4 protein-coding genes and 1 pseudogene are annotated in these 4,310 nt (G+C 68.6%); all 5 read left to right on the plus strand.

Annotated features, from left to right (window positions below):
- Positions 1-57: 57 nt before the first annotated feature.
- Positions 58-159: pseudogene (locus ACRDSK_RS32115) on the plus strand (VOC family protein); the annotation flags it as partial.
- Between the two features lie 175 nt (positions 160-334).
- Complete coding sequence (locus ACRDSK_RS32120) at positions 335-619, plus strand: VOC family protein (RefSeq protein WP_431445167.1); 285 nt, start codon at positions 335-337, stop codon at positions 617-619.
- Positions 616-1,182, plus strand: coding sequence for a pyridoxamine 5'-phosphate oxidase family protein (locus ACRDSK_RS32125; RefSeq protein WP_431445168.1), 567 nt, complete (start codon positions 616-618; stop codon positions 1,180-1,182). The genes ACRDSK_RS32120 and ACRDSK_RS32125 overlap by 4 nt, the downstream gene beginning before the upstream one ends.
- 119 nt (positions 1,183-1,301) lie before the next feature.
- Positions 1,302-3,695, plus strand: coding sequence for an ATP-binding cassette domain-containing protein (locus ACRDSK_RS32130; protein ID WP_431445170.1), 2,394 nt, complete (start codon positions 1,302-1,304; stop codon positions 3,693-3,695).
- A 138-nt stretch (positions 3,696-3,833) separates the two neighbouring features.
- Positions 3,834-4,283: a helix-turn-helix transcriptional regulator gene (locus tag ACRDSK_RS32135; RefSeq protein ID WP_431445171.1), complete on the plus strand. Its 450-nt coding sequence runs from the start codon at positions 3,834-3,836 to the stop codon at positions 4,281-4,283.
- Positions 4,284-4,310 lie beyond the last annotated feature (27 nt).

Below are 4,310 nucleotides of genomic sequence, written 5' to 3' on the forward strand. Positions count from 1 at the left end.
CCAGACCGATCAGGAATCGAGAAGCACCGGTCACCGAGCCGCAGCTAGGGTGACGCCATGGACATCACCATTTACCAGACCTTCCTCCCGCACGACGACCCGGACGCATCCCTGGCCTTCTATCGCGACGCCCTCGGCTTCGAGGTCCGCAACGACGTAATCGACATCCAGGGCGATCGGGCTGTCGATTTCCGGGCTTCCCGTTCGTCTTTAAGCTCGACAATCCCACCGGGTCGATGTGACCCACGACTTCAGGAGTGACCATGACCGGCTCTTCCACCCAGGGAATCAAGACCGTGCTGCATCCCGTGTCCGACTGGCGACGGCCAAGGCGGTGTACGCCGCCCTGCTCGGCGTACCGCCGCAGACCGACGAGTCCTACTACGTCGGCTTCGAGGCCGCGGGCCAGCACATCGGGCTGGTGCCGGGCGGTGGACCGCAGGGCATGACCTCACCGGTGGCCTACTGGCACGTGCCGGACATCGAGGCGAAGCTGGCCGAGGTGACCGCCGCGGGTACCACCGTGAAGGAGCCCGCGCACGACGTCGGTGGCGGCCGCCTGGTGGCCACCGTCACCGACCCCGATGGCAACGTCCTCGGGCTGCTTCAGGACCGATGAGTGCCGACCCCCGCTCCCGCGCTCAGCGGCGTCGCGACACCGAGCATCGGCTCACCCACGACAAAGACGTCTGGGTGGCCAGTGCCTCGGCGGACGGTGCGCCGTACCTGGTGCCGCTGTCCTTCGACTGGGACGGCGAGGCGCTGCTGATGGCCACGCCGACGGACAGCCCGACCGGCAGGAACCTGGCCGCCACCCGGGCCGTTCGGCTGGGGCTGGGCCACACCCGCGACGTGTCCATGATCGAGGGCGAAGTCGAGGTCCTCGAGATCGACGCGCTGCCGCAGGAGCGGGGTGACCGGTTCGTCGCGCACACCGGCTTCGACCCGCGTGCGCTGGCCACGCCGTACCGCTGGTTCCGTATCTCCCCGCGCCGCATCCAGGCTTGGCGCGAGGTGAACGAGATGCCCGACCGCGAGCTGATGCGCGACGGCCGCTGGTTGGTCAGAGGCTCCACGGGCCGAAGCGGCGTGGATGCCTTGGTTCTTGGGCCGAGCGCGACCCCGGCCAGCGTCAGCCGGACGGGCGTCGCGCCACCCCGGCCGACACCGCCGATCAGGTAGACAGCGACCGTTGCCGCGACCGCGCCGACGAAGGGAATCAGACGTACTGCTCGAAGCTGGTTAGATCGAGCTAGGCGACGGAGACCGCGAAGGCGGCTCCGCCTAACAGATGGAGCACGATGAGCAAGGCCACGAGGACGGACACGCAGTCGCCTGCGTTGCACGCTGCCGACAGCCACGACCTGATCCGCGTGCACGGCGCGCGCGTGAACAACCTCAAGGACGTCAGCATCGAGATCCCGAAGCGCCGGCTGACGGTGTTCACCGGCGTCTCCGGCTCGGGCAAGAGCTCTCTGGTGTTCGGCACGATCGCCGCGGAGTCGCAGCGGCTGATCAACGAGACCTACAGCGCCTTCGTGCAGGGCTTCATGCCGACGCTGGCGCGGCCAGAGGTCGACCTGCTGGAGGGGCTGACAACGGCGATCATCGTCGACCAGGAGCGGATGGGCTCGAACCCCCGCTCCACCGTCGGGACCGCCACCGACGCCAACGCGATGCTGCGCATTCTCTTTAGCCGACTCGGGCAGCCGCACATCGGCTCGCCCAACGCGTACTCGTTTAACGTCCCCTCGGTGAAGGCCAGCGGTGCGATCACCATCGAGCGCGGGGCCGGCAAGACGAAGACCGAGAAGGCGACTTTCACCCGTCTCGGCGGCATGTGTCCGCGCTGCGAGGGCATGGGCTCGGTCACCGACTTCGACCTGGCTGCGCTGTACGACGACAGCTTGTCGCTCAACAAGGGCGCGCTCACGATCCCCGGCTACAGCATGGACGGCTGGTACGGCCGCATCTTCCGCGGCTGCGGCTTCTTCGACCCGGACAAGCCGATCCGCAAGTACACCAAGAAGGAACTGCACGACCTGCTCCACAAGGAGCCGACCAAGGTCAAGGTCGACGGGATCAACCTGACATACGCGGGGCTGATTCCGACGATACAGAAGTCGTTCCTGTCCAAGGACGTCGACGCGCTGCAGCCGCACATCCGCGCGTTCGTGGAGCGGGCGGTGACGTTCACGACCTGTCCCGAGTGCGACGGCACCCGACTCAGCAAGGAGGCCCGGTCGTCGAAGATCAAGGGGAAGAACATCGCCGACGTCTGCTCGATGCAGATCAGCGACCTGGGCGACTGGGTCCGGGGCCTCGACGAACCGTCGGTGGCTCCGCTGCTCACCGGGCTGCAACACCTCGTCGACTCGATCGCGGAGATCGGGTTGGGATACCTCTCACTCGACCGGCCGTCGGGCACCCTGTCCGGGGGAGAGGCACAGCGCACCAAGATGATCCGACACCTCGGGTCGTCGCTCACCGACGTGACCTACGTGTTCGACGAGCCGACGATCGGACTGCACCCGCACGACGTCCAGCGGATGAACGACCTGCTGCTGCGATTGCGCGACAAGGGCAACACCGTGCTGGTCGTCGAGCACGAGCCGGAGGCGATCGCGATCGCCGACCACGTCGTCGACCTCGGCCCCGGCGCTGGCACCGCCGGCGGCGAGGTGGTGTTCGAGGGCACTGTCGAGGGGCTGCGGGCCGGCGGCACGCTGACCGGGCGGCATCTGGACGACCGGGCCTCCCTGAAGCCGTCGGTGCGGACGCCATCGGGGGCGCTGGAGGTACGCGGCGCAAGCACCCACAACCTGCGCGACGTCGACGTCGACATCCCGCTCGGGGTGCTTGTCGTCGTCACCGGCGTCGCCGGCTCCGGCAAGAGCTCGCTCGTGCACGGGTCGATCCCCGCAGGCGCGGGTGTGGTGTCGATCGACCAGGTCGCGATCCGCGGCTCGCGACGGAGCAATCCGGCGACGTACACCAAACTGCTCGACCCGATCCGCAAGGCGTTCGCGAAGGCCAACGGCGTGAAGCCGGCGCTGTTCAGCGCCAACTCCGAGGGCGCCTGCCCCAACTGCAACGGCGCCGGCGTCATCTACACCGACCTGGCGATGATGGCCGGCGTCGCCACCACCTGCGAGGAGTGCGAGGGGAAGCGGTTCGAGGCATCGGTGCTGGACCACCACCTCGGCGGCCGCGACATCAGCGAGGTGCTCGCGATGTCGGTCACCGAGGCGGAGGAGTTCTTCGGCGCCGGCGAGGCGCGCACGCCGGCCGCGCACGCCATCCTCGACCGGCTGGCGGACGTCGGGCTCGGCTACCTCCGCATCGGCCAGCCGCTCACCACGCTGTCCGGCGGCGAGCGGCAGCGGCTCAAGCTCGCCACCCACATGGCCGAGAAGGGCGGCGTCTACGTCCTCGACGAGCCGACCAGCGGCCTCCACCTCGCCGACGTCGAGCAGCTGCTCGGTCTGCTCGACCGGCTCGTCGACTCCGGCAAGTCGGTCATCGTCATCGAGCACCACCAGGCGGTCATGGCGCACGCCGACTGGATCATCGACCTCGGCCCCGGCGCCGGCCACGACGGCGGCCGGATCGTCTTCGAGGGCACACCCGCCGACGTCGTCGTCGCCCGCTCCACCCTCACCGGCGAGCACCTCGCGGCCTACGTCGGCACCTGACCGAGGCCCTCGCGGACACCGTGAGACGAGTTCTCTCATCTGTTTCGACTGGTCCCGACCGGTAAAGGGGCGTGTTCAACAGGGTCGAGTAGGCATTCATCCTGCTTACACTCAGTCGTATGTGGCACGATCTCGCAGGTGACCAGCAGACCCGCCGCGGCGCAGCACCTGCGCGATCTCGCGCGGCTGCGCCGCGTCCGCGATCGGATCGACCGGGAGTACGCGCAGCCGCTGGACATCGAGGCGCTCGCCCGCGGCGCGCACATGTCGGCCGGGCACCTCAGCCGCGAGTTCCGCCTCGCCTACGGCGAGTCGCCGTACGCCTATCTGATGACGCGGCGTATCGAGCGCGCGATGGCGCTGCTGCGTCGTGGCGACCTCAGCGTCACCGAGGTCTGTTTCGCGGTCGGCTGCTCGTCGCTGGGCACCTTCAGCACTCGCTTCACCGAACTGGTCGGTATGCCGCCCAGCACCTACCGGCGCCACGCGGCGGGCGCGACGGCGGGGATGCCGCCGTGCGTGGCAAAACAGGTGACCAGACCGATCAGGAATCGAGAAGCACCGGTCACCGAGCCGCAGCTAGGGTGACGCCATGGACATCACCATTTACCAGAC

The organism is Actinophytocola sp., assembly GCF_050699915.1.
GTDB lineage: Bacteria > Actinomycetota > Actinomycetes > Mycobacteriales > Pseudonocardiaceae > Actinophytocola.

Bases quoted from the DNA above. Each gene is read 5' to 3' on its own strand.
- ACRDSK_RS32125 (WP_431445168.1), top strand. From the start codon at position 616: ATGAGTGCCGACCCCCGCTCCCGCGCTCAGCGGCGTCGCGACACCGAG.
- ACRDSK_RS32130 (WP_431445170.1), top strand. From the start codon at position 1,302: ATGAGCAAGGCCACGAGGACGGACACGCAGTCGCCTGCGTTGCACGCT.